Origin of the sequence: Methylobacterium sp. XJLW, from assembly GCF_003254375.1 — a bacterium.
GTDB lineage: Bacteria > Pseudomonadota > Alphaproteobacteria > Rhizobiales > Beijerinckiaceae > Methylobacterium > Methylobacterium fujisawaense.
The window spans coordinates 18,902-43,133 of record NZ_CP016429.1; the positions used below are offsets into that span (position 1 = coordinate 18,902).

At 67.5% G+C, this 24,232-nt stretch carries 26 protein-coding genes; 8 read left to right on the plus strand and 18 right to left on the minus strand.

The genetic code is table 11. The annotated features are described in order from the left end of the window. Positions 1–17: 17 nt before the first annotated feature. Genes A3862_RS00085 through A3862_RS00095 form a run of 3 tightly spaced genes read left to right on the plus strand, consistent with a single transcriptional unit; the run spans position 18 to position 3,094 of the window. Positions 18–845: a CoA transferase subunit A gene (locus A3862_RS00085; protein WP_111473122.1), complete on the plus strand. Its 828-nt coding sequence runs from the start codon at positions 18–20 to the stop codon at positions 843–845. After that, positions 838–1,593, plus strand: coding sequence for a CoA-transferase subunit beta (locus A3862_RS00090; RefSeq protein WP_043346590.1), 756 nt, complete (start codon positions 838–840; stop codon positions 1,591–1,593). The genes A3862_RS00085 and A3862_RS00090 overlap by 8 nt, the downstream gene beginning before the upstream one ends. A 37-nt stretch (positions 1,594–1,630) precedes the next feature. Then, positions 1,631–3,094, plus strand: a complete 1,464-nt coding sequence (locus A3862_RS00095; RefSeq protein WP_043755291.1) for a class I adenylate-forming enzyme family protein — start codon at positions 1,631–1,633, stop codon at positions 3,092–3,094. 117 nt (positions 3,095–3,211) lie between these two features. On the opposite strand, the gene A3862_RS00100 is transcribed toward A3862_RS00095, so the two are convergent. The 4 genes from A3862_RS00100 to A3862_RS00115 all read right to left on the minus strand — a co-directional run bounded on the left by A3862_RS00100 (position 3,212) and on the right by A3862_RS00115 (position 7,640). Then, positions 3,212–4,405: a YbfB/YjiJ family MFS transporter gene (locus A3862_RS00100; protein WP_205782315.1), complete on the minus strand. Its 1,194-nt coding sequence runs from the start codon at positions 4,403–4,405 to the stop codon at positions 3,212–3,214. Between the two features lie 19 nt (positions 4,406–4,424). After that, the gene (locus A3862_RS00105) at positions 4,425–5,579 is read right to left on the minus strand and encodes an LLM class flavin-dependent oxidoreductase (RefSeq protein ID WP_043346595.1); all 1,155 of its coding nucleotides are present in this window, start codon (positions 5,577–5,579) and stop codon (positions 4,425–4,427) included. 29 nt (positions 5,580–5,608) lie between these two features. Continuing rightward, positions 5,609–6,997: an MFS transporter gene (locus tag A3862_RS00110; protein ID WP_100793888.1), complete on the minus strand. Its 1,389-nt coding sequence runs from the start codon at positions 6,995–6,997 to the stop codon at positions 5,609–5,611. 139 nt (positions 6,998–7,136) lie between these two features. After that, positions 7,137–7,640 (minus strand): flavin reductase family protein, encoded by a 504-nt coding sequence (locus A3862_RS00115; protein ID WP_043346606.1) that lies wholly within the window; start codon positions 7,638–7,640, stop codon positions 7,137–7,139. A gap of 339 nt (positions 7,641–7,979) precedes the next feature. Here A3862_RS00115 and A3862_RS00120 point away from each other — a divergent pair, with 339 nt between their 5' ends. Continuing rightward, a complete protein-coding gene (locus A3862_RS00120; protein ID WP_043755290.1) occupies positions 7,980–8,873 on the plus strand; it encodes a LysR family transcriptional regulator in 894 nt (297 codons plus the stop codon). A 438-nt stretch (positions 8,874–9,311) separates the two neighbouring features. On the opposite strand, the gene A3862_RS31310 is transcribed toward A3862_RS00120, so the two are convergent. The 11 genes from A3862_RS31310 to A3862_RS00170 all read right to left on the minus strand — a co-directional run bounded on the left by A3862_RS31310 (position 9,312) and on the right by A3862_RS00170 (position 17,133). After that, positions 9,312–9,467 (minus strand): hypothetical protein, encoded by a 156-nt coding sequence (locus tag A3862_RS31310; RefSeq protein WP_164706323.1) that lies wholly within the window; start codon positions 9,465–9,467, stop codon positions 9,312–9,314. A 251-nt stretch (positions 9,468–9,718) separates the two neighbouring features. Continuing rightward, a complete protein-coding gene (locus A3862_RS00125; RefSeq protein WP_052083520.1) occupies positions 9,719–9,976 on the minus strand; it encodes a hypothetical protein in 258 nt (85 codons plus the stop codon). A 92-nt stretch (positions 9,977–10,068) separates the two neighbouring features. Continuing rightward, the gene (locus A3862_RS00130; protein ID WP_051044647.1) at positions 10,069–10,305 is read right to left on the minus strand and encodes a hypothetical protein; all 237 of its coding nucleotides are present in this window, start codon (positions 10,303–10,305) and stop codon (positions 10,069–10,071) included. 576 nt (positions 10,306–10,881) lie between these two features. Then, on the minus strand, positions 10,882–11,079 hold the full coding sequence (locus A3862_RS00135; protein WP_043346614.1) for a hypothetical protein: 198 nt from the start codon (positions 11,077–11,079) through the stop codon (positions 10,882–10,884). Positions 11,080–11,120: 41 nt separating this feature from the next. Further along, a complete protein-coding gene (locus A3862_RS00140) occupies positions 11,121–11,483 on the minus strand; it encodes a DUF6481 family protein (RefSeq protein ID WP_043755289.1) in 363 nt (120 codons plus the stop codon). 105 nt (positions 11,484–11,588) lie between these two features. Beyond that, positions 11,589–11,798, minus strand: a complete 210-nt coding sequence (locus tag A3862_RS00145) for a cold-shock protein (RefSeq protein ID WP_043346616.1) — start codon at positions 11,796–11,798, stop codon at positions 11,589–11,591. Between the two features lie 333 nt (positions 11,799–12,131). Continuing rightward, positions 12,132–12,500: a hypothetical protein gene (locus A3862_RS00150; protein WP_043346618.1), complete on the minus strand. Its 369-nt coding sequence runs from the start codon at positions 12,498–12,500 to the stop codon at positions 12,132–12,134. 167 nt (positions 12,501–12,667) lie between these two features. After that, a complete protein-coding gene (locus tag A3862_RS00155; RefSeq protein ID WP_236961624.1) occupies positions 12,668–12,910 on the minus strand; it encodes a hypothetical protein in 243 nt (80 codons plus the stop codon). 604 nt (positions 12,911–13,514) lie between these two features. Further along, entirely contained in the window at positions 13,515–13,751 is a 237-nt protein-coding gene (locus A3862_RS00160; protein WP_043346619.1) for a DUF6894 family protein, read from the minus strand. Positions 13,752–13,897: 146 nt separating this feature from the next. Next, positions 13,898–15,253, minus strand: a complete 1,356-nt coding sequence (locus A3862_RS00165) for a sigma-54-dependent transcriptional regulator (protein WP_043755287.1) — start codon at positions 15,251–15,253, stop codon at positions 13,898–13,900. Next, a complete protein-coding gene (locus tag A3862_RS00170) occupies positions 15,250–17,133 on the minus strand; it encodes an ATP-binding protein (protein ID WP_052083519.1) in 1,884 nt (627 codons plus the stop codon). Before A3862_RS00170 ends, A3862_RS00165 begins: the two co-directional genes overlap by 4 nt. A 295-nt stretch (positions 17,134–17,428) precedes the next feature. Between A3862_RS00170 and A3862_RS00175 the strand changes: the two genes are divergently transcribed. After that, positions 17,429–18,772, plus strand: a complete 1,344-nt coding sequence (locus A3862_RS00175; RefSeq protein ID WP_043755285.1) for a dicarboxylate/amino acid:cation symporter — start codon at positions 17,429–17,431, stop codon at positions 18,770–18,772. A gap of 124 nt (positions 18,773–18,896) precedes the next feature. Here A3862_RS00175 and A3862_RS00180 read toward each other — a convergent pair whose 3' ends face one another. Beyond that, positions 18,897–19,973: an HD-GYP domain-containing protein gene (locus A3862_RS00180; RefSeq protein WP_043755283.1), complete on the minus strand. Its 1,077-nt coding sequence runs from the start codon at positions 19,971–19,973 to the stop codon at positions 18,897–18,899. Positions 19,974–19,995: 22 nt separating this feature from the next. After that, positions 19,996–20,547 (minus strand): protein phosphatase CheZ, encoded by a 552-nt coding sequence (locus tag A3862_RS00185; protein ID WP_043755281.1) that lies wholly within the window; start codon positions 20,545–20,547, stop codon positions 19,996–19,998. 448 nt (positions 20,548–20,995) lie between these two features. Between A3862_RS00185 and A3862_RS00190 the strand changes: the two genes are divergently transcribed. The 3 genes from A3862_RS00190 to A3862_RS00200 are packed head-to-tail and all read left to right on the plus strand — an operon-like array spanning position 20,996 to position 23,543. Then, positions 20,996–21,598, plus strand: a complete 603-nt coding sequence (locus A3862_RS00190; protein ID WP_091955289.1) for a TadE/TadG family type IV pilus assembly protein — start codon at positions 20,996–20,998, stop codon at positions 21,596–21,598. Beyond that, positions 21,598–22,212 (plus strand): TadE/TadG family type IV pilus assembly protein, encoded by a 615-nt coding sequence (locus A3862_RS00195; RefSeq protein ID WP_043386279.1) that lies wholly within the window; start codon positions 21,598–21,600, stop codon positions 22,210–22,212. Before A3862_RS00190 ends, A3862_RS00195 begins: the two co-directional genes overlap by 1 nt. A 38-nt stretch (positions 22,213–22,250) precedes the next feature. Continuing rightward, the gene (locus tag A3862_RS00200) at positions 22,251–23,543 is read left to right on the plus strand and encodes a TadE/TadG family type IV pilus assembly protein (RefSeq protein WP_051976201.1); all 1,293 of its coding nucleotides are present in this window, start codon (positions 22,251–22,253) and stop codon (positions 23,541–23,543) included. A gap of 60 nt (positions 23,544–23,603) precedes the next feature. On the opposite strand, the gene A3862_RS00205 is transcribed toward A3862_RS00200, so the two are convergent. Then, complete coding sequence (locus A3862_RS00205) at positions 23,604–24,221, minus strand: helix-turn-helix domain-containing protein (RefSeq protein WP_236952833.1); 618 nt, start codon at positions 24,219–24,221, stop codon at positions 23,604–23,606. Positions 24,222–24,232: the final 11 nt, after the last annotated feature.

Sequence of the window (24,232 nt, forward strand, 5' to 3'; positions counted from 1 at the left end):
CGACCGGAGGACGCCCCGTGAGCGCCGGACCTCAGAAAATCATCCCCCTCGCGGATCTCGCCGCCCGGGTGCCGGACGGAAGCTCCCTCGCGCTGGGCGGCAGTTTCCTGCATCGCGGCCCCTTCGCGTTCGTGCGCGAGCTGATCCGTCAGGGACGTCGCGACCTCGAAGTCGTCAAGCAATCGCCGGGCTACGACATCGACATCCTGTGCCGCGCCGGCGCCCTGTCCCGGGCCAGGGCCGGCATCGTCGCCATGGAGGGCAATTTCGGCCTCGCCCCCTGGTACCGCCGCGCAATCGAATCCGGCGCCGTCAGCCTGGAGGAGCATGCCTGCGCCAGCCTGACCGCGGGCCTGCGGGCGGCGGCCTTCGGCGTGCCGTTCATGCCCTGCGGCGGCATCCACGGCTCGGACTTGGCCGCCCTGAACGGCTGGAAGACGATCGAGGACCCCTACGGCAGCGGCGAGGCGGTCTACGCCATCCCGCGGATCCAGCCGGACTTCGCGGTGATCCAGGCCAACGAGGTCAGCGAGTCGGGAGACGTGCGCGTCTTCGGGACCTCGCACTGGGACCGGATCATGAGCCGCTCGGCCAAGCGCGTGCTCGTGGTGGCTGAGCGGATCGCGCCGGACGCCTCCTTCCGCGACCAGCCCGAACTGACGCTGGTGCCCCACTTCCTCGTCGAGGCGGTGAGCATCGTGCCGAACGGGGCGTGGCCCGGCTCGCTCTGGCCGGATTACGCGATCGATTACCCGGCCGTGGAGGCCTACATGACCGACGCCCCGGGCGTGCTCGCCGACCACCTCGCGGCCGGCCCCGAAGCGCGGGAGGCCGCCCATGTCTGAGGCGGCGTCCAACGTGACCGGGACTTGGTCGGGCTTCTCCTACATCGTCACGAACCTCGCCCGGTTCGTGCGGCCGAACGAGATCACCTTCAGCGGCGTGAACTCGGCCCTGCCGATGCTGGCCTGTCTCCTGGCCAAGCAGGCCTATCCCTTCGCGTTCACCTACATCAACGTCGCCGGCGGGGTCGATCCGAACCCGTCGGAGGTGCCGATCTCCTCCTCCGACCCCGTGCTCGCCGAGGGCTCGCGGGCGATCTTCGCCAACGAGGATTTCTACGATCTCTGCACCCGCGGCCTGATGGACCTGTGCTTCCTGGGCGCCGCCCAGGTCGATGGCCTTGGCCGCACGAACGTCTCCTGCATCGGCGACTGGCACGCCCCGCGGGTGCGGTTGCCGGGCGGCGGTGGGGGGGCCGTGATGCTACCCACCGCCCGCCGGGCGGTCACATGGCGCACGGAGCATTCCCGGCGCACCCTGGTGGAGACCCTCGACTTCGTCACAGCGGCCGGCGGCATGCATGGCGTGGTCACGCCGATCGCCGTCTTCACGAAGCGCGAGGGCCGGCTCGCGCTGGCCTCCTGGCATCCGGAGGCGAGCCTCGACGAGGTCCGCGACCGTACCGGCTTCGCCTTCTCGGCGGAGGATGCCGGGCCGACGCCGCCGCCGACCCCGGAGGAGCGGGCGGCGCTGGCTTCCCTCGACCCGGCGGGCCGTTTCGCGGTCGATGCGGGCATCCGCCTGCGCTGAAGCGCGGGACAGACCAAGGGAAGAGGAGATCGCCGCCATGCCGGACTCGCTCAGCGCGCGGCTGCGCGCGGCCATCGCGCATCACGCCGAGGCGGGCCGCACGGCCCTCGCGGCCCCGGACCCCATCACCTACGCCGATCTCGGCGCACGCATCGACGCCGCCGCGGGGGCGGTCCGGGACTGGGGCGTCGAGAAAGGCGACCGGGTCGGGCTGATCGCACCCAAGAGCGCGGCGGCCATAGCGACCTATTTCGGGGCCCTGCAGGCCGGCGCCTGCGTCTGCTTCTTCGAGCCCGGACTCGCGCCGGAGGTCGTGGCCGAGCAGGCGGCTCTTGTCGGCATGCGGCACCTCATCGTCGCCGAGGCCTACGCGGCGCAGGTGACCGGGCGCGCCCTGGCCGGCCTGGACGTCCGGGCGCTTGACGGTTTCAGCAGCGGGACGGCCTTCGCGGCAGAGATCGGCCCGCGGGACGAGGCCATGCTGCTCTTCACCTCGGGGAGCACCGGCCGGCCGAAGGGCGTGCTGCTGCGCCACGAAGGGCTCATCTGCAACGCCACAGGCGTGCTCCGCCACACCGGCACGGGGCCCGAAGACCGGCTTCTCCACGTCATGCCGCTCCACCACACGAACGGCGTCAACAATCAGCTGATCGTGCCTCTGCTGGCCGGGGCCGAGATCGTGCTGATGGAGCGCTTCCAGGCCGAGGCCGCCCTCGACCATCTGCGCACCGGCGGCATCACCTACATGACCGGGGTGCCGACGATCTACGCGCGGATGCTGCCCCTGCTGCGCCAGGGCGAGCGCTTCCCGGGCCTGCGCTTCCTGCGCTGCGGCTCGGCGCCGATCACGCCGACCCTGCATCATCAGATCGAGAACACCTTCGGCGTGCCGCTCCTCGTCTCCTACGGCCTGTCGGAGGCAACCTGCACCTCGACCATGAATCCGCCGGGCCGGCGCCGCATCGGCACGATCGGAACCGTGCTGGAGGGGCAGAATGTCGGCCTGTTCGATCCCGTTACGGGTCGCCCGGTCGAGACCGGTCGGGAGGGGGAGATCCGCATCTCCGGCCCCGCCCTGATGGCCGGCTATCTCGGCAGCACGGATCAGCCGATCGTGGATGGCTGGCTGCGCACGGGCGATCTCGGCCGCTTCGATTCCGACGGCTTCCTATCCATCACCGGGCGCATCAAGGACGTGATCATTCGCGGCGGCGAGAACATCTCGCCCGCGCTGATCGAGCGACAGCTCGCCGCCCATCCCGCCATCCGCGATTGCTGCGTGGTCGGCGCTCCCGACGCGGATCTCGGCGAGGTGCCGGTGGCCTTCGTGGTGCTGCGGGAGGGCCAGGGCCTCGACGAGCCGGGCCTCAAGGATTTCGTGCGCGGCTCCCTCGCGCGGATCTATGTGCCGGCGCAGATCCACAAGCTCGATGTGCTGCCGGTCAATGGCGTCGGGAAGACCGATCGCAAGGCGCTGCGCAGCCTGCTGGTCGTTCCTTGATCCGCGCACGCAGGTGACGGTCCCCTCTCCTGGGCATCACGACGCCCCGGACGCGCGACGGCTCTCTCAGAACCCCGCGGGAGACCGCCCCCGCCGCCGGGTGGGCACTGCCGGCCTTCAGGCCGCCGCGTCGGCGCCCGGCAACGACAGGACCAGGGCCGCGGCGATCAGGAGCGCGGCCGCCGCGGCGAGGGACGGCACGGTGAAGCTTCCGGTCGCATCGGCCAGAACGCCCGCCGCCACGGGACCGATGACCTGCCCGGTCCCGAATGCCGCCATCATCACCGCGACGATCCGCTGACGATTTCCGGCATGCAGCCGCCGCGCCCCGTCGATGCCGAGCGATGTCAGGGCCACGAACGTCCCGCCGAGGGCGACGGCCGCGTAGAGGATGGCCGGCACATGGGCCGCCAGGACGCTGGCCATCACCCCCGACGCCTCGACGAGGCACGCGAGGGCGAAGCTGGTCCGAAAGCCCAAGCGCCGCTCGACCCAGCCCCAGATCGCGACGGACGGCGCCGCGGCGAGACCGACGCACAGCCAGACATAGGCCTCGGCCGTCGCGAGTTGCGGCAACGTCCGGACAATCGCGACCAGGAAGGTGGCGGTGATCACGTAACCGAAGCCGAACAGACCGTAGGCGATCACGAGCCGGGCGATCGAGGCGGAGGTCGCGGTCCCCGCCTGCGCCCGGGAGGCGGCCGGGGCGGATCCCTGGAGCAGCCAGAGGATCGGTCCCGCGAGCCCCAGGGCCAGCACGCCGCTGATTATCCAGAGACCACGCCACTCGCATCCGGCTTCCCGCGCGATGGACACGACCGCCGCGGATAGCGCGATCCCGCTCCCGACACCGGCGTAATGGAGCGCGGCCAGATCGGAGCGCCCGGTCCGCGTCAGCCGGTCCATGACCAGGGCCGTGGCGAGGACGAAGCCGAGGGCGCTCGCCGCGCCGCCGACGAAGCGCAGGGCGACGAAGGCGGCGAGCGTCGAACACGCGCTCATGGCGACGAGCGTGGCGACGCAGGTCCCCAGGGCGCCGGCGAGCCAGAGCCGGCGTCCCCGGAGCAGAAGCGGGTGCGCCGAGGCCAGGGCGCCGGCGAGGTAGCCGGCGAAGTTGGCGGAGCCGATCAGGCCCGTTTCTGCCCGGATGAGGCCGAGCCCGTCCGCCATGGCGGGCAGGATCGGCGTGTAGACGAAGCGACCGATGCCGATCGCGACGGCGAGCGCGAGGAAGCCGGCGGCAAGGGCCGGGAACGGCAGCCGGCCTCCTGCCTCCCCCGCGGCCGGGACAGGCGCAGCGGCGCCGCTCACCGGCACCGACCGCCGCTGTTCATGTCCGTAGACCCGCCTGCTTCATCATCGGGATGACCGCCTCGCCGAAATAGGCGAGGTCCGGCAGGTAGTCGAAGAAGTTGACCTGGACGCCGTCGCAGCCGGCCGCCTGCAGCTTCACGAAGCCTTCGACGATCTGCTCGGGCGTGCCGACAAGGTGGACGTTTCCGCCGATCACCCACTGGGCGCGGCTGTGACCGCGCCAGGACTTGGTGTCCCCACCCACGAAGGTCTGGACGAAGTTGTCGGCCGCCACGGGATCCTCGTGCTCCAGGATGCGGCGGTAGGCCTCCTGCGCCTCCTTCTCGGTGGGGCGGCAGATCACGTGGGGGTTGATGATCGTCTTGACCTGCCGACCCAAGGAGGCGGCGAGGTCCTTGATCCGGGCGTTGACCGGCGGCAGGGTCTCGTAGGCCTTGGCGGGCTCGGCGCCGCCGGGGCTCGTGATGAAGATCAGGTCCGAGTGCTTGGCCGCGTAGGCCAGCCCGGCGCCGGACGAGGCCGCGTTGACCAGGAAGGGCCGGCGGGGCCCCGGACGCGGCGCCAGGAAGGCGTTCTCGGTCTTCCACCAGCGCCCCGCGAAGGTCAGGTTCTCGTCCTCGGCCCAGAGGCGCTCCAGAAGCGTCGTGAACTCATCGGCCATGTCGTAGCGCAGGTCGTGCTCGATCATGTCGAGGCCGAACATCCGGTACTCGCTCGGCTTGTAGCCCGTGACGACGTTCACGCCCCAGCGGCCGCCGCTGATGTGATCGAGGGCGGCCCCGAACTTGGCGAGATGCAGGGGGTGCCACGCGTAGAGGATGTGCACCGTGTTGATGAGGACGATCCGCTTCGTCATCGCCGCCAGCGCGGTGTTGACGATGATCGGATCGAGCTCGTGCTCGCGGAAATGCATCTCGCCGCCGTAGCCGCCCTTGCCCATCCACTGGGCGAGGCCGAAGGCGAGGTCGAAGCCGAGATCCTCGGCCTGCCGCGTACACTGGGCGAGGTAGTCGAAGGTCCAGGAAGTCGAGCGCGGGGCCCGCGACGGGCTCCAGGCGCCCTCCTGCATCGGCAGGAACAGCCCGAGGATGAGCTTGTTCGGCGCGAGGCGCTCCAGGGGCGAGACCGGCGCGTCGTGGGCGTGCGGCGTGAGGGGGTTCTGGGTGAGCATGCTCGTCACCTTCACGGGTCAGGCGGTGGTCAGGAGAGCGTGGGCTTGGCGCTGGACGCGACGAGGGGTTGGCCAGCGTCCGGATCGGGCGCGCGCGGCGCGACCGAGATGTAGTCCTCCTGCGAGCGGTCCTTGAGGAGCGCCGCCGAGATCAGGCTGATCGCCGCGATGATCGCGAGGTAGCAGCTGATCGCCGTGGAGGTGCCGTAGGTGTGCATCAGCCACGTCGCGATGATCGGCGCCGGGCCGCCCGAGGTGAGGGAGGCGAGCTGGTAGCCGATCGAGGCACCGCTGTAGCGCACGTTCGGCGGGAAGCTCTCGGCGATGAAGGCGGCCTGCGGCCCGTACTGCATGTCGTGGACCACCAGGGAGGCGACCACCGTCAGGGCGATCACGGCCGGGATCGCACTGTTGATCAACCAGTAATAGGGGAAGGCGAAGACCAGCATCGTGAAGGCGCCGATCAGGTACATCCGCTTCCGGCCGATGCGGTCCGACAGGTAGCCGAACAGCGGCGTCGTGATCAGCGAGGTTGCGGCGGCCGCCAGCACGCAGTTGAACAGGAACGACCGTTCGAGCTTCAGCACGCCGGTGCCGTAGGAAAGCAGGTAGGTGGTGAAGAGGACGAACGGCGCCTGCTGTCCGGTGCGGATCAGGCAGGTGAGCAGGATGTCCTTCCAGTACAGCCGCACGGCGTCGAGGACCGGTGCCTTGGCGACCTGCTTCTTGGCCTTCATCTCCTCGAAGACCGGGGTCTCCAGCACGCCCAGGCGGATGTAGAGGCCGACGGCGATCAGGACGGCGCTCAGCAGGAAGGGGATGCGCCAGCCGATCGTCTCGAACCACTCGGGCGAGCCGGCATGGGTGACGACGGTGAGGACGAGGACGGCCAGCAGCATGCCCAGCGGCGAGCCAAATTGCGGCCAGCTCCCGGCCAGGCCGCGCCGCTTGTTGAACTGACCCCACTCGGTCGCGACCGCGATGGCCCCGCCCCACTCGCCGCCGACCCCGACGCCCTGCAGGATCCGCAGGGTGGTCAGGGCGACGGCCCCCCAGATGCCGATCGTGTCGTAGGTCGGGATCAGGCCGATGAGGACGGTGCTCACCCCCATCAGCATCAGCGTGACCACGAGCGTGGCCTTGCGGCCGATCCGGTCGCCGAAATGTCCGAAGATCGCCGCCCCGAAGGGACGGGCCACGAAGCCGAGAAAGAAGGTCGAGAAGGAGAGGAGCGTCGCGGCGAACGGGTCATGCGACGGGAAGTAGAGCTTCCCGAAGACGAGCGCGGCGACGAGACCGTAGAGGTAGAAGTCGTACCACTCGATCATCGTGCCGATCGTGGCGGCGATCACGGCGCGACGCGCGTGCTTCGCCTGACCCGGATCCAATCCGGGCCGGCTGTCTTCTGCAGAGGCCATCGTTTCCACCCTCGTGTTGGCGTCTTGAGCGATTGCGCTCTCTTCTTCTTGGTGCAGATCCTTTTGGGGCCACACTGCTCTCCGGCCGGTTCCGGTTGGCGTCACGGGCCGGCTGCGTCGGGAGAGGATCGGCTCGCCGTCAGGCGTAGTGCAGGGCCATGTCCTCCAGACGGCAGAAGCGACCCTCGTGGTAGAGGAGCGGAGACTTGCTCGCGACCGCACAGGTCACGATGCGCCCGATGAAGATCGTATGCGTGCCGAAATCCGTCTCCTGCACGACGGCGCATTCGAGCGTCGCGTCGGCGTCGCGGATCAGGGGACAGCCGGTCTGGCCGATCCGATGGTCGATGTCGGCGAACGGATCCGGCTTCTTGGCGGCGAAGTGCCCGGCCAGCTCCTCCTGATCGCTCGACAGCACGTTGACGGCGAAGGTGCCGGATCGACTGATCACCGGATGCGAGCGATTGGACTTGTTGACGATGACGAGCAGGCTCGGCGGATCGGCCGAGACGCTGCAGACGGCGGTAGCGGTCATGCCGTTCATCACAGCCCCGTCGGCAGAGGTGATGACGTTCACGGAGGCCGCGAACCGCCGCATCACCGACTTGAACTGATCTCCCGATATGCTCTGGGACGGGATCATCACAACACATCCTTCCTGCGGTCACGGCGTGCGCAGCATTCGGCCGGTGCCGCAATCCACGCGACAGGCCGGGCAAGCGGTGGAGCGGTTGCTCTGACCGGCGATCATCTCGACGAACGATACGATAGCGCTGGCAGGACCCGAAAAAAGCGAATTATTCCGCAGGCAAACGTTCGAAAATGTCGAACCATCGTGTCATCGTTGACGCCCGATCGATATTTTGCAGGACTGGCACCAGGTTGCTAGGCCTGATCCGGCTCGTCCCGCGCGCCTCCAGATTGGCGGGCTCTCTCCACGTAGATCCCGAAGAGGCTACACGGTCATCAAGGCTGCTCGGTCGTGAACATCAAACAGCTCGAGACCTTCCTCGAGATCGCGCGGTGCGGAAGCTTTACGGCCGCCGCGGACCGTCTGAACGCGACGCCGTCGACGATCTCGGCCCGGATCCAGGACCTGGAGCTGGATCTTGGCGTCTCCCTCTTCGACCGCTCGCAGCGGCGGGTCCGGCTGACCGCCAAAGGCCGGGAACTGCAGGTCTATGCCGAGCGCGCCATCGCAGCCTGCGCTGAAATTCGGACGCGGGTCGGCAGCGGCGACGCCCTGTCCGGCCTCGTCCGGCTCGGCGTCGCCGAACTGGTCGCGGTGACGTGGCTCCCGCATTTCGTGGACCTCATCCATCGATCCTATCCGCGCCTGACCCTGGAATTGCAGGTCGCCCTGACGGCCGACCTCCAGAACCTGATGGCGAATGGCGAGATCGACATGGCGCTGATGCCGGGCACGCGCTTCGACCCGCACCTCGCCACGCGCTCCCTCGGACAGGTGCACTTCGCCTGGATGGCGGGCCGCGGCCTCGATCTTCCGAACCGCAGAATCGAGCCTGCGGACTTCCGGGCGATCCGCATCCTGTCGCTCGGCAAGAACAGCTTCCATCATCGAACCGTGGAGCATTGGCTCAACGAACGGGGCGACGCGCCGCGCGTCGTCGATCTCTGCAACAGCATGGGCGCCGTCGCCTCCCTGACGCAGGCCGGCGTGGGCGTCAGCCTTCTCCCGATCCAATGCTACCGGGCGGAGATCGCATCCGGCGCCCTGCGGGTTTTAGAGACCTGCCCGGAGGGGCCGCTGGTGGAATTCTTCGCCGTCTACGCGGCGGACGCGACAACGACCATTCCGCGCCTGCTCACCGACCTTGCGGCGGCGTCGAGCACGTTCGAGGACGCTCTTGGCTAAATGCGCAGCTTCAAGAGATTGTCCGTCCGGCCTGACCCGAGGAGGCTGAAGCTGCGAGGCCTCAGCGGTTCGGTGAGGCCGGATGAAAAGCCCACGGAATGCGCGTCGGGGCCGTCGGTCGGTCGCCTGAAGGGGTGCGGCGCTGAACGTGTCCGCGCCGAGCGGACGGCCCGGCGCGGACCCATTGCATGCGGGACGAGGCGCAGGTGGACGTCTTCGATGATATCGGGCCCGTCTACGACGCAACGCGGCGTCGTAGACGCTCGGCGAGCCTGGCCCGGTCGAGCTGGAGAACCGAGCTCGCGTCGATCAGACTTGCCTGCACCAGTCCGGCAGCAGGACAATCACCGATTTCGTCGGCGTCATGCCCAGATCAGGATCCCCGACGCGCCGCAAGTTCATAGCGGCCCGTCTGCAATTATCCCGGGGCGCTCGGTCTCAGCTCTTTGTGAACGGATTGTTCGACTTGTAGTTTTTGCCCTTCGGCTCGGCCTTTCGCGGGTCGGGCTTGTCGGCGAAAAGACGCTTGACGCGCTCGTTGAAGTCCTCGGGCGTAACAGCCTGCGCTTTGCCGGTCGTAAATTCGCGTGCCATCTCGGCCTCCGCTTCGTCGCCCAGGGCACGGGATTGCGCGGAGGGATGCCGAAGCTATGCGCCGTCCGAAGCCAAAACGCCACTCCCAACGCAGGGTGTCGACGGTGGGACGACTTTCGGAGGGGGCTGAGCGCGGGTTTCGCCAGTTCGGAGATCCGCGGCGGCTGCGTTGCGCATCCGGAACGCGCATCAAAAGGGCCCCGTGTCCGATTTTCGCGCGGACGGTCATCGCCGCTCTGCGATGAGGGGCGTTAGGCTCCCGGGACGACCGGCCTGCCCGTAAAGGCGCGCGAAGGCGCCGGACTCCTCACCCGCCGCCAAGCCGCGATCGCGCTGCGTCTGTCTTCGAAGGTCGACCGCAGGCGTGTTCCAGGCGCGCCCTGACGGTCCTCCCCGAAGCCGTGGAGCAGCACCGCGTCGGGACCGAAGACCCGATGCATCTCGGCACGCCAGAGACGGTCGGTGACCGCAAGCACGCGCTCGGTTTCTGCCAAGCGGTCGATATCCATGGCGGAGGTTCCCCGTTTACTGCCTGTCGCCGCACCGCCGGGCTGGCGACACGAGAGCCCGCTCGAGGACCGGGGCAGCCCTGGAAGTCGCGTCAGAGTGCTCTTGCGAGACCCGCCTCCAGGTTGAGGGCGCTGGCCGTCTGTTGAGCGAGGCGGACGCCCGTTGGCTCGACCACCGCATCCGCTTTCACGGCCTGGCGCACGACCGCAAGCGCCTCGTCTTCGGAGGTCGTGATCACGGCGTAGAACATCACCAAGGAACCGGATAGTTCCGCCTCGTCGGGGCGCGTCACCTTGAGGATATAGGCGGTCTGATTGGGCTCGATCATGGCCGCCTCGGGGGAATGGGCGCCGGCCGGGGGCATGAAACATCCTCTTGTCTGAACATGTCGGGTTCGCAGCAGCGATCGATGATGGTTTGGCTCCGGGACCCGGTTCCCGCGCGGGAACACTCGCCGTGAGCCGACGGGCAGCCGAAGGCCGAGCGAGAGGATGCGCGCCTGTGCATCGCAAACTCCATCGCTCGTGCCGTCGCGACGGATGATCGGTACGGGCATGGCAGAGCATCCGAGATGCCCTGCTCGAAACAATCGTCGCAGCTTTGCCGATCTTTGGAAGAAACGAGATCGGACGCCGTAGCTCTGCTCGCAGCAGATCGCGCGGCGCTCCGATGATCGCACCGTGTGGCCGCCAGTCTCCCTCGGCTTGCGCCGCGGCAGGCGAGGCCGGGACGGATCATCGTCCCTGTCGGTCCTGAGAGTGGCGCTCGGCTCGCCGCGTCGATCGCGGCCACAGCCGCGGCGGCTTCAGCAGCGTTCCCTCAGGGCGTTCTTCTCTGGCCCGATCGCCCCCCGCAGCGTTGCCGGACGCAACGGCCGTGCGGAAGCCCGGTCGGGCCGGATGGATCAAGAGGCCGGAACGAGTTCGCCTTCCCGTGCCGCGCGCTCACCGCCGTCGGACCGGATCCGGTAGGTGGGTTCACCGGAGCGGTCATCCGGTGTCAGGCGGACCACTTCGAACAGGCCGTCGACGATACCCTTGTTGCCCGTATAGCTGGTCCCCAGCTGTCGCACGTGCTGGCCGATCTTGAACTTGTGAGACATGTTTCGTCCTCCAAAGAAGCGCTGAGCGGGGAGCGACCGGCTTACCGGCGGGCTCTGGCCTTGCGAGCGGCGAAGCGCGCGTCGCGGGCGGCCTTCTGCTCAGCGGCGCGGGCCGTCTGCAAAGCCGCTGCCTCGGCGACCAACCGAATCCGGTCGGCTTCGGCCTGCGCGCTGGCAGCGAGACTCTCAGCCTCGCGTGCGGCTTCGTCGGCGAGGCGGGCGACCACACGCTCGGTGTTGCGTGCGGTCCGCGCCGCGACCACAGCCTGGCGGGCTGCCTGCCGGGCGCGAAGGGCCGGATCGTCGGCTGACGGGCGGGCCCGGAACCGGGCCAGGGTGTCCTGTCGCGACTTGGCGATCGCCGCCAGATGGTCAACAAGCTGACTTGCTTTGTATGGTCCCACGAATATTCCTTATGCGCGCCAGAGCTAAGCTTTGGCTGCGAAATACAGATGAAGCCGCCCCCGGGGGAACGGCTTCGAGACGCGTCTTGGAAGACGGAGTGTGGCTCAGACGGCCTGAAGGCTGCCGGCGGACTGCTTGCCGCTGCGGCGATCGGTTTCCATTTCGTAGGAGACCTTCTGGCCTTCGGTCAGACCCTGCATGCCGGCACGCTCGACGGCGGAGATGTGCACGAACACGTCCTTGCCGCCGTCATCCGGCTGGATGAAGCCGAAGCCCTTGGTGTCGTTGAACCACTTAACGGTGCCGATGCTCATAGATATTCCATATCGTTATAGGTAGTTAAATAGGTCGAGCGCACGCCATGCACGCGCTCGGTCGCGAATTTTCGAAAATGGGAGAGATGCAGAGCGCTCGCCCTGTTGAGGCGATGCGGCCGAATATCTGGCCAAAAGTCGATTTATCATCTGTACGGCATCGGAGAGATAATCACAAGCACTAAGTCAAAATGCAGGATGTTTGACACGCGGCGCAGAAGATTTTGGCGGTGCAAATCAGCGGCGCGAAGCTAGGCGGCGGTTTCCATACCGACCGCGCCATGAATTCCCAATCCGGGTCCCCGGTTACCCGAACGAAGCTGCACGCTGCCTTCAGATCCTCACACTCGCCGCCCCAGCGGCCGCGGCTTGTTCCACGGAAGCACCGCCGCGCAGGGCCATGGCGATGGCCGTCGATATGGTGTCGATCGCCAGCGCGCGATCCTGACCATAATCGTAAGAGCTGTTTCTGTCGGAACTCAGCCTGGCATAGTAGCTGTCCGGAAAGCGCTCATCGATCCGCAGCTTGAGCATTCGCGTTGCTGCATTGTAATCGCTTTCGAACTGTCGGGATTTCGTGGAATACCCGCCTTCGAAGGTGCCGGCTTCGCGCTCTTTGGACATCGTATTCGCCCTGCGACTTTGAGTTTCGCCAAGGAAAAGACCGATGATTTTGCTGGTCAACCAGCGCATGACGTGCATTCTGTCCTCCTGACTTAAGGGCCGTTGAGCGATGCTCGGTGCTGTCGCGCCGTCTAGCGGATCCGGGTATCCGGCTCGGTATCCGCCCTCCCCGGTTCGACGGGCGCTTGAAGAGCAGTCCTGAATGGCCGCGCATGCGACCGTCTGCGGATAGATCAGTGCCTGTTCTAGGCCGAAGCCATCGGTAAAAGGCTCTCGATGCGAAGCTTCTGCCGCGTCGCCCGGATCGCGTCCAGGGTGCGCCGATGCGCATCTGTGGCAATACCTTCGGCTTCGAGGTCCGTGAGCTGATCGATCAGCCACCCACGCTCCTGAAGACCAGGCAGCTGCGATGAACGTGCAACCATCCTGATCAATCTTTGCATCACCGGGCAAGGCGGTGCTGAGTACGGCTCGACCACGATTGTCATCTCCCGATCTCCGCCATCGTGTCAGCCACGACCGCGGGGCTCGGCGAGGCCCACAATCGACTGAGCCGCCCTGTTGACGGTCACCGGCGGCTCTTCCGCTTTCTTTGACTCGCTGGGCCCGCGGCTCGATTCGGTTGCCATGATCGCGCTCCGCGTCACGTTCGGAGGCAGAATAGGACCGACTCCGGGATCTGTCGGACGGCCGGATGGCAAGCGGTCGAATCTCCGTTGGGCCGTCATGCGCGCCGTACCCGGTATAGGAACGAAGCGTCAGCACCCCACGTTCGGATGCAGGCCGATGCCGCCGATAGGCTTGGCGCACCTGATGAGAGCGGAACCGTCCTGAAACTGACGGGATGTTTGCCAAGCACGCCTGTCCATTGCAGGCGGGGGCGCAGGCCCTCAGTCACCGGCGCCTGGATCAGTCGATCCGATGATGGTCTCACTCTGCGCCTTCGAGCGCGATAAAGATAGTCCTCTGGCGTCGGGGCATCCGCTGCCCATGCAGCGGCCCTGCAGTCGCCTCTCCTTCGGCCCGGTCCGAATTACCGGTATTGCGTCGGGGCGCTTCTGACCGCGTACGCCCGCAGTGGCTGCCGTGGCGTCAGCCGACGGGGTCCGCATCGAGCGATACGCGCAGGCGCATGCGCACCACCCCCATCTCGTCGCGGACAGCCGCCATGTAGTCCTGCCGGCCGGGCGCGTCGGAGAATCCCTGCGCGATACGTGTCATGATCTTCACGGCCTGAGACCGGGCGGCCTCAAGGCTCGGCAGGTCGTAGCCGTCTCTGTCGCGGACGATGTCGGTTCCGTCGTGCAGATCGATGAAATAACGCGGCATAGGCGGCTCGGCGAGGCTGATCCGTCCGCCACGCTAAGCCGTTTCCGCACTTGTCCGCTTACCCCTTTTCGGTAGCTTGCCCGGACCGCGGCGCCACACGCGTCGGTCGTGCCCTTCGGTCCGGGCAACAGGTCGAACGGGCGCCCCTAGCGAAAGTCGCCCGGCGTCAGGCCGTGACGCGCCATCTTGTCGTAAAGCGTTTTGCGGGGCAGTCCGAGCGCCTCGGCGGCTGCCCGGACATCGCCGCCGGCCATGATCAACTCGTCGCGGATCAACTGCCGCTCGAAACGATCCACCTGATCGGTGAGGCTGCCGGCCGCCGCCTCAGTGGCGGATTGCGGCACGGCTCCGAGCCCGAGGGCGCAACGCTCGGCGAAATGGCCGAGTTCGCGGACATTGCCCGGCCAGGGGTGACGGCGCAGATGATCGCGGATGGACGGCGTGACCGGCGGCACCGGCCGTCCGAACCGCTCGGCGGCGCGGCGCAGGAAGTGCTGGAAGAGCAGCATCACGTCCTCGCCCCGGTCACGCAGGGGCGGGATCGCGATCGTGATGACGTTGAGGCGGTGATAGAGGTCGTCCCGGAAGGTGCCCTGAGCGGCCGCCTGCCCGAGATCCACCTTCGTGGCAGCGACGACCCGCATGTCGACCGGCCGCACCTCGTTCGTGCCCAGCGGTTCCACGGTGCGCTCCTGAAGCACCCGAAGCAGCTTGACCTGCAGCGGCAGCGGCATGCTCTCGATCTCGTCGAGGAAGAGCGTTCCACCCTGGGCGTGCTCGATCCGACCGATCCGGCGCTTCAGCGCCCCGGTGAAGGCCCCGGCCTCGTGGCCGAACAATTCGCTCTCGACGACGCTGTCCGGCAACGCCCCGCAATTCATCGCCACGAGATTCCGCCCGGAGCGCCGGCTCCAGCGGTGCAGGGCGCTCGCCACCACCTCCTTGCCCGATCCCGTCTCACCGAAGACGAGCACATCGACATCGGCCTGCGCCACCTCGCGCACGAGGGCGCGCAGGCTCGTGATCTCCGGGGAGATCCCGAGGAACGCCGGATCCTCCTCGATCGCCGCGTCGAGCCGTGCCCGCAGCGCCCGGTTCTCCATCACGAGCCGCCGCCGCTCCAGCGCCCGGCGCACGGAGGCGACGAGCGCTTCCGCGGGATAGGGCTTGGCCAGGAAGTCGTAGGCGCCGCCCTGCATGGCGGCCACAGCCATGCGGATGTCGCCGTGGCCGGTGATCAGGATGACAGGCAGGTCCGGATCCACCCGGCGCAGGCGCGCCAGCAGGCCGACGCCGTCGAGTCCGGGCAGCCTCACGTCGGTGACCACCACGCCGGGAGGCGCGGCCAGGATCGCCGCCAGAGCCGCCTCCGCTGCGGCGAAGGCCTCGACGGCAAATCCCTCCAGTTCCAGGCTTTGGCAATTGGCCCGGCGAACCTCCGCCTCGTCGTCGATGAAGACGACGCGCTCGGTCGCCGCCTCCGCGTCCGCCGATCCGCTCACGGTGTTGCTCCCAAGGGCTTGTCCACGCCCGGACTCTTCTCCGTCGCCCGGAGCAGCTCCATCCGGAAGACCGTGCCGGCGTCCGCGCCGCCCGCCAGGATCAGGTTGCCGCCGCAATCCTCCACGATCCCACGGGCGATGGCGAGACCCAGACCGAGGCCATCCGCCTTGGTCGTGAAGAACGCGTCGAAGACTTGGCTGCGTAGGGCGTCGGGAATGCCGGGCCCGGTATCGGCCACTTCGACCGCGATGCGCTCGCCACCGTCGGAGCGAAGGTGCAGTCCGACGCGGGCGTCCGGTCGGCCCGCCACCGCGTCGAGGGCGTTCTGGAGCAGATTGACCAGAACCTGCTCCAGCCGCGGACCGTCTCCGAGCACGCGCAGATCCGGGTCGGGCCGGTCTGCCGCGAGCGGGACGTCGAGGGCCGCCGCGCGCGCAGTCACGAGTTCCAAGGCGTTTGCCACCACGTCGCGCAGCGCCACCGGCTCGCGTCGCGGCGAGGCGCGGCGGGCGAAGCCCTTGAGCTGCCGGGTGAGGCCCGCGATGCGGTCGGTGAGCCGGCCGATGGCGGCCGCATTCTCGGCCGCGTCGTCGGATCGCCCGCGGCGGATGAGAATCGCGGTGTTGTCGGCGTAGGAGCGGATCGCCGCCAACGGCTGGTTTATCTCGTGCGCCATGCTGGCCGCGAACTGGCCCAGGGCCGCCAGCCGGCCGGCCTGCGCCAATTCGCGGCCGAGGCGCTCGCGTTCGGCCTCACCGCGCTGCCGCTCCGCGATCTCGGCGCGCAACTGCGCGTTGGTCTCGCGCAGCGCGCGTGTCCGCGCCTCGACCCGGGTTTCAAGCTCCGCCCGGCGCGCAGCGGCTTCCGCCAGCCGGGTCCGCGTCCGGCGGCCTCGGTCGGCCAGGGCGAAGAGCCCATACCCGACGAGCGCCGTGGCCAGCGCCGCGATGATCCAGGCCTGAAGCCGCTCGCGCTCGACGGCGGTGCCGACCGGTGTCAGCGTATGCAACCGCCAGTCCGTGCCGGGCACGGGGGCCTGCGACAGGATCGCGGTCCAGGCCGGCAGCGCACCCCGGACGACGCGGACGGCGTCCGGCTTGCCGGCGATCGGATGCAGCGGCAGCCGCTTGAGGGACGCCGCCCCGAATTCCTGCCCCGCCTCGATCCGGGCACGCTCGGCGGCATCGATGGCGTCGAGGGTATCGAAGCGCCACCCCGGCTCGCTGGTGACGAGGACGATGCCCCGGGCATCGGTGACGAAGGTCACTTCGTGGGCCGCGCGCCACGCCGCCTCGACCGCGTCGAACTCCACCTTCACCACGACGACCCCGGCGCCAGTGCCGACGCGCCGCGCGAGGTACAGGCCGGGCCGGCTGCTGACCGTGCCGAGGGCGAATTGCGATCCGGCGCCGCCGGCCAGGGCCTGCTTGAAATAGGGACGGAAACCGTAATCCTGTCCAACGAAGCTGCGGTCGCTCCCGGCATTGCTGGCTGCGACCGTGAGCCCATCGGCGCCGATCACGTAGATGACAGCCGAGCCGGTGGCGGCTGCGATCTGTGCGAGCCGTTTGTCGACGCGATCCAGAAGGCCGCGGCCCGGATCCGGCCCGAGTGCGGCGACGACTTCGGGGTCGGTGGCGAGTGCAAGCGGCAGCGAGGCCTGCTTCTGCATCTCGGCCAGCAGCACGCCGACCTGAAGCCCGATGGCCGAGCGGGCGGCCCGCCGCAGATCCGACAGGGCCCAGCGTTCTGCGGTGCGGCCTGCGAGCCACGTCGCCGCCAGGACTGCGCAGAGCCCGAGAAGAATCGCGAGACCCCGCCGCGACGGCGTTCCGTCCGGCGTCCGGGCTCCGCTTTTGGGTGTCGCCGAGCGGATCAACGGGCTCCAACCCGTGCGGAAAGCCGGAACGCTTCGGCCCGAGGCGTGCAGAAATCCGCACAGGAGCCGATCAGGCGGTCGCGCCACGGCCGTAGAAAACCGTTTCCTTTCAATGAAATGAAGAAATGCAACTCGCCGCCTTTCGGTGGCATGCCGGTTGCCATTCCCGCCACGTAACGCAGCCATGTCGTCAGTGAACGGCTGCCAGCCAAACGGCCAAGAGCAAGCGCGGACAGCGTCGGACCATTTCGACGCCAGCCGCCCAAACCGAAGCTATCGACAGGGAGAACGCCCCATGGCTGCCGTGCCGTCACCACTCACCGCCCCGCATCCGCCCGCCAAACCGAAGCCGCTGTACCGGACGCTGTACTTCCAGGTCCTGGTCGCCGTCGCGATCGGCATCCTGCTCGGCCACTTCTATCCGCAGCTCGGTGCCGAGATGAAGCCGCTCGGCGACGCCTTCATCAAGCTCGTCAAGATGATCATCGCCCCGGTCATCTTTCTCACCGTCGTCTCCGGCATCGCCGGCATGACCAACCTGGAGAAGGTCGGACGCGTCGGCGGCAAGGCGCTGATCTACTTCCTGACGTTCTCGACGCTGGCGTTGATCGTCGGCCTCATCGTCGCCAACGTGCTCCAGCCGGGCAACGGCCTGCACATCGACCCGAAGTCGCTCGATCCGAAGGCGATCGCCACCTACGCCGGCAAGGCGAAGGAGCAGAGCATCGTCGACTTCCTGATGAACATCATCCCCACGACGGCGGTCGGCGCCTTCGCGGGCGGCGAGATCCTGCAGGTGCTGTTCTTCTCGGTGCTGTTCGGCTTCGGCCTCGCCTTCCTGGGCGACCGCGGCAAGCCGGTCCTGGACATCATCAAGGTGCTGTCCGAGGCGATCTTCGGCGTCGTCAACATCATCATGAAGGTCGCCCCCGTGGGCGCCTTCGGCGCGATGGCCTTCACGATCGGCAAGTACGGCATCAGCTCGCTCGCCAACCTCGCCTACCTCGTCGGCGCGTTCTACCTGACCTCGACGATCTTCGTGCTGGTCGTGCTCGGGGCGGTGGCCCGCTACAACGGCTTCTCGATCATCCGGCTCATCCGCTACATCAAGGAGGAGCTGCTCCTCGTGCTCGGCACGTCCTCGTCCGAGTCGGCGCTTCCCTCGCTGCTGGAGAAGATGGAGCGGGCCGGCTGCTCCAAGCCGGTCGTCGGCCTCGTCGTGCCCACGGGCTACTCGTTCAACCTCGACGGCACCAACATCTACATGACGATGGCGGCCCTGTTCATCGCCCAGGCGACCGATACGCCCCTGAGCTTCGGCGAACAGGCCCTTCTGCTCCTCGTGGCCATGCTGTCCTCCAAGGGCGCGGCGGGCGTGACCGGCTCGGGCTTCATCACGCTGGCGGCGACGCTGGCGGTGGTGCCCTCCGTGCCGGTGGTCGGGATGGCGCTGATCCTGGGCGTGGACCGCTTCATGTCCGAGTGCCGGGCGCTCACGAACTTCATCGGCAACGCCGTGGCCTGCATCGTGGTGGCGCGCTGGGAGAACGAGGTCGACGAGGACAAGCTCGCGGCGGCCCTCGCTGGCCAAACCACCCGACCGGCCAGCCACACGCCGGCCCTGCAGGCCGCCGAGTGAGCCGCGGCCGTCGCGGGCCGCGGGTGCGGCTCGCGACGGCCACATCCTAGACAAGCGATATGCGATCAGCCCGCGCAGACCGGCGGGCGGCTGTCCCGGGACTCCAAGGGCCGATCCACGGCCGTCAGCCCTGCGCGAGGGCCTGGGGTGCGAAGGCGGCGACGACCGGCCGGAACGCGCCGACGATCGCAGGATCGAGCCGGCCGGCCATGCCCTCCAGAATCGCGTATGCCGCCTCGCTCGCCATGGGCGCCCTATAGGGCCTCTGCTCGATCAGGGCCGCGTGGATGTCGCAGACGGTGACGAGCCGGACGAGGTCGGGGATGTCACGTCCCTTGAGCCGGTCCGGATAGCCCGAACCGTCAAGCATTTCGTGATGCGACCGGACCACCAGAAGCATCTGCTGCTCGAAGCCCTGCTCGGCGAGCATGCTGTATCCCTTTTCCGGATGCAGCCGCATCACGGCCATCTCGGTATCGTCGAGCCGGCCCGGCTTGTTGAGGATGGCGGCCGGGATGTGGATCTTGCCGACATCGTGCAGCAGGGCCGCTTTGGTGACCCGGTGACGCTCCTGCACGCCGAGGCCGAGACTTGTCGCGAAGGCGGCCGCCAGCCCGGCCACCAGCAGGCAGTGCTGGTGCGTGGCATCGTCGAATTGGCGCACCGCTCGGATCCAGTCGCGGATCCCCGTATCCCGGATCGCGACGTCGATGGCCTGGGTGCCGTTGTCGATGACAGCGGGCGTGATCGGCTGATCCGCCACGAAGACCGATGCGTAGAACCCGCGCACCTCTGCCGCCATCCGGACCGCGCAGGCGGGAACCGGCTCCTCGACATGCGCCGCGACGGGTGACGGCGGCCGCTGCGCGCCGAGCCGATCCCGCAGGTGATCGATGTCGATGGGGGCGCACAGCGTGTGCGTCGCACCGAGCGCGACGCCGACGAGCCGGGTGCGCGGGCTATCGGTCGGCAAAAGGACGACCAGGGGTACCCCGTGCCGGATCTGCACCAGGAGGCGCCGCAGACGCTCGACGGATGCCGTACCGAGATCGAGGACGTCAGTGACGATCGCGGTCGGTGTGCCGACCGGCGCCGCCGCGGCGCGGAGGTCGTGGATCTCGCAAGACAGACCATCGGACAGGTCCCCCTGCAAGCCCAGGCTGCGTACGGGATCGTCCGTGATCAGAAGGATACGGCCCATCGGCACGCTCTCTGATCGCGGCCTACGGGAACATTGCGTCAACCGTGTCCTGCGAGACCGAGGCGTCGCCGGGTAGCACGGGGCCATTCAGCAGGGCCGCCTCGCCGCTGCGTCTGTCGTGCGGCAGGTTGGGCCGTGCCGGGCCATCGTCGGACGCCGACCAGACGCGCAGCATCTCGCCGATCCGCTCCTCCACGAGGACGATCGTGCGCACGACCTTCGAGATCCGCTGCCCGGTCAGATCCTGGAAGTTGCACGCCTCGAAGATGGTTTGCATCTCGGCCTGAATGGCCTCCGCGTCGGCCCGGGTCGCAGGGTGTTCCGAACGCCTCACGATCCCGCGGGCCAGCCCATCGACGGTCTCCGACGCCGTCAGAATCGCGTTCGTGGCGTCTTCCGTGCCTTGTACGACGGCGTGGAGCTCGTCGCAGGCGCGACTGGTCTCCTGCTCCTGTCGAAGGTCTGCGATTTCCTGGCGCGTCCGCGCGATCGCGTCCGAGATCGACACGAGCTGGCTCCGCAGGAGCCCGACACCCTCTTCGATGGAAACGACGTCCGGTACAGCACGGGCCATGATCGACGATCACCATGCGCTTTAATTTAGGCGCCGAAACTATCGGCCATGTCTTAAGCTGGGCTTAATGCCGATTGTTTCCGTGTCTCGTCAGCGTATCGTACGATTGATGACTTAAAGATTTCATGATTTTGCGCTTCGACCCGGACGATCGGTCAATTCGATCTCCGCCGACTCATCAGCGGCGTCTTCGAGGGCGTGCAACGGTGATCTGCTGATCTGACAAGCGGCAGCGATCCGGGGCGCCGTCGCAAGCCTCGTGGAATCTCTGCCAGTTCTTTCAACTTGAGGTGGACGTGACGGTTAAATTTGCAATTGCATGTTAAGTGACAGCATTCCGAATGGATCGATTTTGAACAATGCTGCGCGAAAAAAAAGTAAGCTTTTGATGCTCTTCTAGCGGCGTGGTCCGGTCGAAGGCTGGGTATTGAGCACGGAAATCCGAACGGTGGTTCGCTGGCTTGATGGACGAGCGCAGGCGGCGCGCTTCGTGCGGGCGCGCGGGGGTGCGACTGCCGTGGAGTTCGCCCTCGTGGCCCTTCCGTTCTTCGCGCTGATCGGGGCCTGCCTGGAGAACGGGATCGTCTTCTGGGAGCAGGAGATCCTCCAGCAGGCAGTGTCCGATGCCGGCCGGCAGATCTATACGGGCTCCTTTCAGACCGCGAACACCGGCACCACCGATCCTGCGACCCTGATGAGCCGGTTCCGGACGGCGATCTGCACGCAGTCGAACGGCACCCCGCGGGTGACGATCTTCAACTGCGCCAATGTCCGGGTCAGCGTCACGCAGGCCAGCAGCTACGCGGCCGCCAACCCGGTCTCGCCCGTGGCGACCAATGCCAGCGGCGCCAGCGACTGGAACGCGAGCTTCCCCAGCTATTCCTGCGCGGGCGCCTCCGCGATCGTGATCGTGCAGGCGGCCGTGGACGTCCCGATCTTCTTCCCGCTGCTCGGTGCGGCGACGCCGAGCCTGCCCAACAGGCGTCGGGTGATTCAGGCGGCGACGGTCTTCAAGGTCGAACCGTACACAACCCAGTCCGTGTGCTCCTGATGCGCCGGATTCTGGAACGTCTCGCGCGCTACCGATGCGACGAGCGCGGGATCGCCGCGGTCGAGTTCGCGTTCGTGTTGCCCCTCCTCATCATCCTGTATTTTGCCACCGCGGAACTCACGCGCCTGGTCGACGCGAACCGCAAGCTGACGCTGTTCGCGCGCACGCTGAGTGATCTGTCGGGACGCGCGGACAATCCGAGTCCGACGGTCGAAGCCATGGCGACGATCGCGGGCGCCGCGACCGCGATCCTGCGTCCCCTCGATGCCTCGAATCTGCAGATCGTCGTCAACGCCATGGGTGTGGAGTCGGTCTCAGGCACGCTCTATGGCGGGGTCTGCTCCAGCTGGGCCCAGAACGCGACCAAGCGGCCGGCGCAGCAGCGCAACGGGACCAACGGGTTGCCCCAGACGCCGGCCGTCTATCAGTTCGACGGCGCCCGCTACATCCTCGGTGAAGTGACGATGACCTATACGCCGATCATCGGCAGCGCCCTCTACCGCTGGATCTTCGGCAACCGCGGCCTGACCTTCACGCGGCAGATCCCGTGGTCGGAGCGCACCGCGAGCGAGATCATCATGCCGGGCGGCGTGGCTTGCCCGATCTTCAACTAGCGCGACGGGGGCCCAACGTGTCCGCTGTTCCAGCCGGAATGAGCCGCCTCCTCACGCGCTGCGTCCGCACGTGTGCGCGCTCGCGATCCGGCCAGGTCGCGATCACTTTCGCCCTCGTGATGCTGCCGGTGCTGTTCGCCACGGGGGCGGCGGTGGATTACGGTCGACGCAACGCCGCCAAGGCACAGCTCGACGCGGCCCTCGACGGCGCCGTCCTGGCGGTGATCTCGCAGAAGACGAATTCGATCTCATCGACCAGCCTGCTGAACATGGAGACGCAGTTCCGAGCGGAGGCCGCCAAGGTTCCGGGCGTCACCGTGACCTCCTTCAACCCGGGAACACCCGTCAGCAACTCGGCCACACTCAGCCTGGCAGCGAGCTATACGGCCACGGTGAAGACGACGATCTCATCGTTGATGCAGGTGCCGGTCATGAACATCAACGGGAGCTCGTCCAGCACCCGCAACATGTTCCAATATATCAACTTCTACCTGCTGCTCGACAATTCGCCGTCGATGGGGCTGGCGGCGACCGACACCGATGTCGCCAACATGAAGATCGCGACGGGCGGCTGTGCCTTCGCGTGTCATCAGCACACCTACGACAATAAAGGTCGTATCACAGGGGATAGCCAGACCGACTTTTATCACGTGGCGCTGAAGAACAACATCAAGCTGCGCATTCAGGTCCTGCGTGACGCCGTGTCGGCCTTGGTCGATCAGGCGAACGCAAGCATGTCGCTGTCGCAGCAGTATCAAATGGAAATGTGGACGTTCAACGATTCCACGACGCAGACCCGGCTCCAGGCGATGACGCCGACCCTGAGCCAGATCAAGGCTGCGGCGCCGAACATCGACATCGCGTACGCGTATTACAACCAGTCGGACAACCAGACGGATTTCGAGCGCGCCATCGCGGTCATGAATACCACGATCCCGGCAAGCGGGACCGGCATCACAGCGTCCTCTCCGATCCGCTTTCTGTTCCTGGTCACCGACGGGGTCGAGGATACCGGTGGCAGCGTCACGAACCAGAGCGCCGGCTTTCAAATCCAGAGCGACCGCTTCATCGGCCCTTTCAGCCCATCGACATGCAATGCGCTGAAGAGCAAGAACGTGCGGATCGGCATCATCTATACGCAATACCTGCCGATCTACGACAACGACTTCTACAATCGGTACGTCAGACCCTATGAGGGCCAGATCGGGCCGGCGCTGCGGTCCTGCGCGTCGGACGGGCTGTACTTCCCCGTTGCGTCCGGGGGTGACATCACCGCCGCCATGCTCAAGCTGTTCTCCACCGCGGTGGCATCCGTCCGGATCAGCAACTGAACGGGTTCCGGTCACTCCGGGGGCCGGCATGGCCCTGCCTGTCGGTGGCCCTGCGTTCCGCTAAGGCGATCCGGCCGGCGTCGGTCCGAGGACATTGACCCACAGCACGATGGTTTGGCCATGCGGGTCGGGATTGCTGAACCGGTGTGGTCGCCGGCTCTCGAAGCGGAAGCTGTCGCCTTCCGCGAGTTGAAGGGTCCGCGCCTCGACGACCAGGGTCAGGCGCCCCTCCAGAACGAGGCCGGCCTCCTCGCCCTCGTGGCTGAACGGCTCGTCGCCGGTGCTCGCCCCCGGCCTCAGCACCATGTGGAAGAGGCTCATCCCGTGCGTGCCGCCGGGCGGGGTCAGCAACTGCTTGGTGATGCCGGCCCGCCAGAGCTGAAGTTCCGGCCGGTCCTTCCGGAACACCACGATCGGGTCCGGATCGGGCTCGTGCGGGCTGGGCTCGAAGAGGCCGCCGATACCGATCTGCAGCGTGTCCGCGAGGAGCGCCAGGACCCGGAGCGAGGGCGACGACAGACCCCGTTCGACCTGACTGATGAACCCGATCGAGAGACCGGTGCTGGATGCGATCGCCTCGAGGGAAAGCCCCCTGGCGCGCCGGAGGCCGCGCAGGCGCTGACCCACAGCCCGGTCGACCGGTTCCGGACCCGTTGCGTCGCCTTGGGGAATGCTCACCGTCGCACCAA

What these genes read in the sequence shown, in the direction of transcription:
- A3862_RS00090 (WP_043346590.1), top strand. Translation starts at nt 838, where the DNA reads ATGTCTGAGGCGGCGTCCAACGTGACCGGGACTTGGTCGGGCTTCTCC.
- A3862_RS00095 (WP_043755291.1), top strand. Translation starts at nt 1,631, where the DNA reads ATGCCGGACTCGCTCAGCGCGCGGCTGCGCGCGGCCATCGCGCATCAC.
- A3862_RS00105 (WP_043346595.1), bottom strand. Translation starts at nt 5,579, where the DNA reads ATGCTCACCCAGAACCCCCTCACGCCGCACGCCCACGACGCGCCGGTC.
- A3862_RS00110 (WP_100793888.1), bottom strand. Translation starts at nt 6,997, where the DNA reads ATGGCCTCTGCAGAAGACAGCCGGCCCGGATTGGATCCGGGTCAGGCG.
- A3862_RS00115 (WP_043346606.1), bottom strand. Translation starts at nt 7,640, where the DNA reads ATGATCCCGTCCCAGAGCATATCGGGAGATCAGTTCAAGTCGGTGATG.
- A3862_RS31310 (WP_164706323.1), bottom strand. Translation starts at nt 9,467, where the DNA reads ATGGCACGCGAATTTACGACCGGCAAAGCGCAGGCTGTTACGCCCGAG.
- A3862_RS00125 (WP_052083520.1), bottom strand. Translation starts at nt 9,976, where the DNA reads ATGGATATCGACCGCTTGGCAGAAACCGAGCGCGTGCTTGCGGTCACC.
- A3862_RS00130 (WP_051044647.1), bottom strand. Translation starts at nt 10,305, where the DNA reads ATGATCGAGCCCAATCAGACCGCCTATATCCTCAAGGTGACGCGCCCC.
- A3862_RS00135 (WP_043346614.1), bottom strand. Translation starts at nt 11,079, where the DNA reads ATGTCTCACAAGTTCAAGATCGGCCAGCACGTGCGACAGCTGGGGACC.
- A3862_RS00145 (WP_043346616.1), bottom strand. Translation starts at nt 11,798, where the DNA reads ATGAGCATCGGCACCGTTAAGTGGTTCAACGACACCAAGGGCTTCGGC.
- A3862_RS00150 (WP_043346618.1), bottom strand. Translation starts at nt 12,500, where the DNA reads ATGCACGTCATGCGCTGGTTGACCAGCAAAATCATCGGTCTTTTCCTT.
- A3862_RS00155 (WP_236961624.1), bottom strand. Translation starts at nt 12,910, where the DNA reads ATGACAATCGTGGTCGAGCCGTACTCAGCACCGCCTTGCCCGGTGATG.
- A3862_RS00160 (WP_043346619.1), bottom strand. Translation starts at nt 13,751, where the DNA reads ATGCCGCGTTATTTCATCGATCTGCACGACGGAACCGACATCGTCCGC.
- A3862_RS00175 (WP_043755285.1), top strand. Translation starts at nt 17,429, where the DNA reads ATGGCTGCCGTGCCGTCACCACTCACCGCCCCGCATCCGCCCGCCAAA.
- A3862_RS00180 (WP_043755283.1), bottom strand. Translation starts at nt 19,973, where the DNA reads ATGGGCCGTATCCTTCTGATCACGGACGATCCCGTACGCAGCCTGGGC.
- A3862_RS00185 (WP_043755281.1), bottom strand. Translation starts at nt 20,547, where the DNA reads ATGGCCCGTGCTGTACCGGACGTCGTTTCCATCGAAGAGGGTGTCGGG.
- A3862_RS00195 (WP_043386279.1), top strand. Translation starts at nt 21,598, where the DNA reads ATGCGCCGGATTCTGGAACGTCTCGCGCGCTACCGATGCGACGAGCGC.
- A3862_RS00200 (WP_051976201.1), top strand. Translation starts at nt 22,251, where the DNA reads ATGAGCCGCCTCCTCACGCGCTGCGTCCGCACGTGTGCGCGCTCGCGA.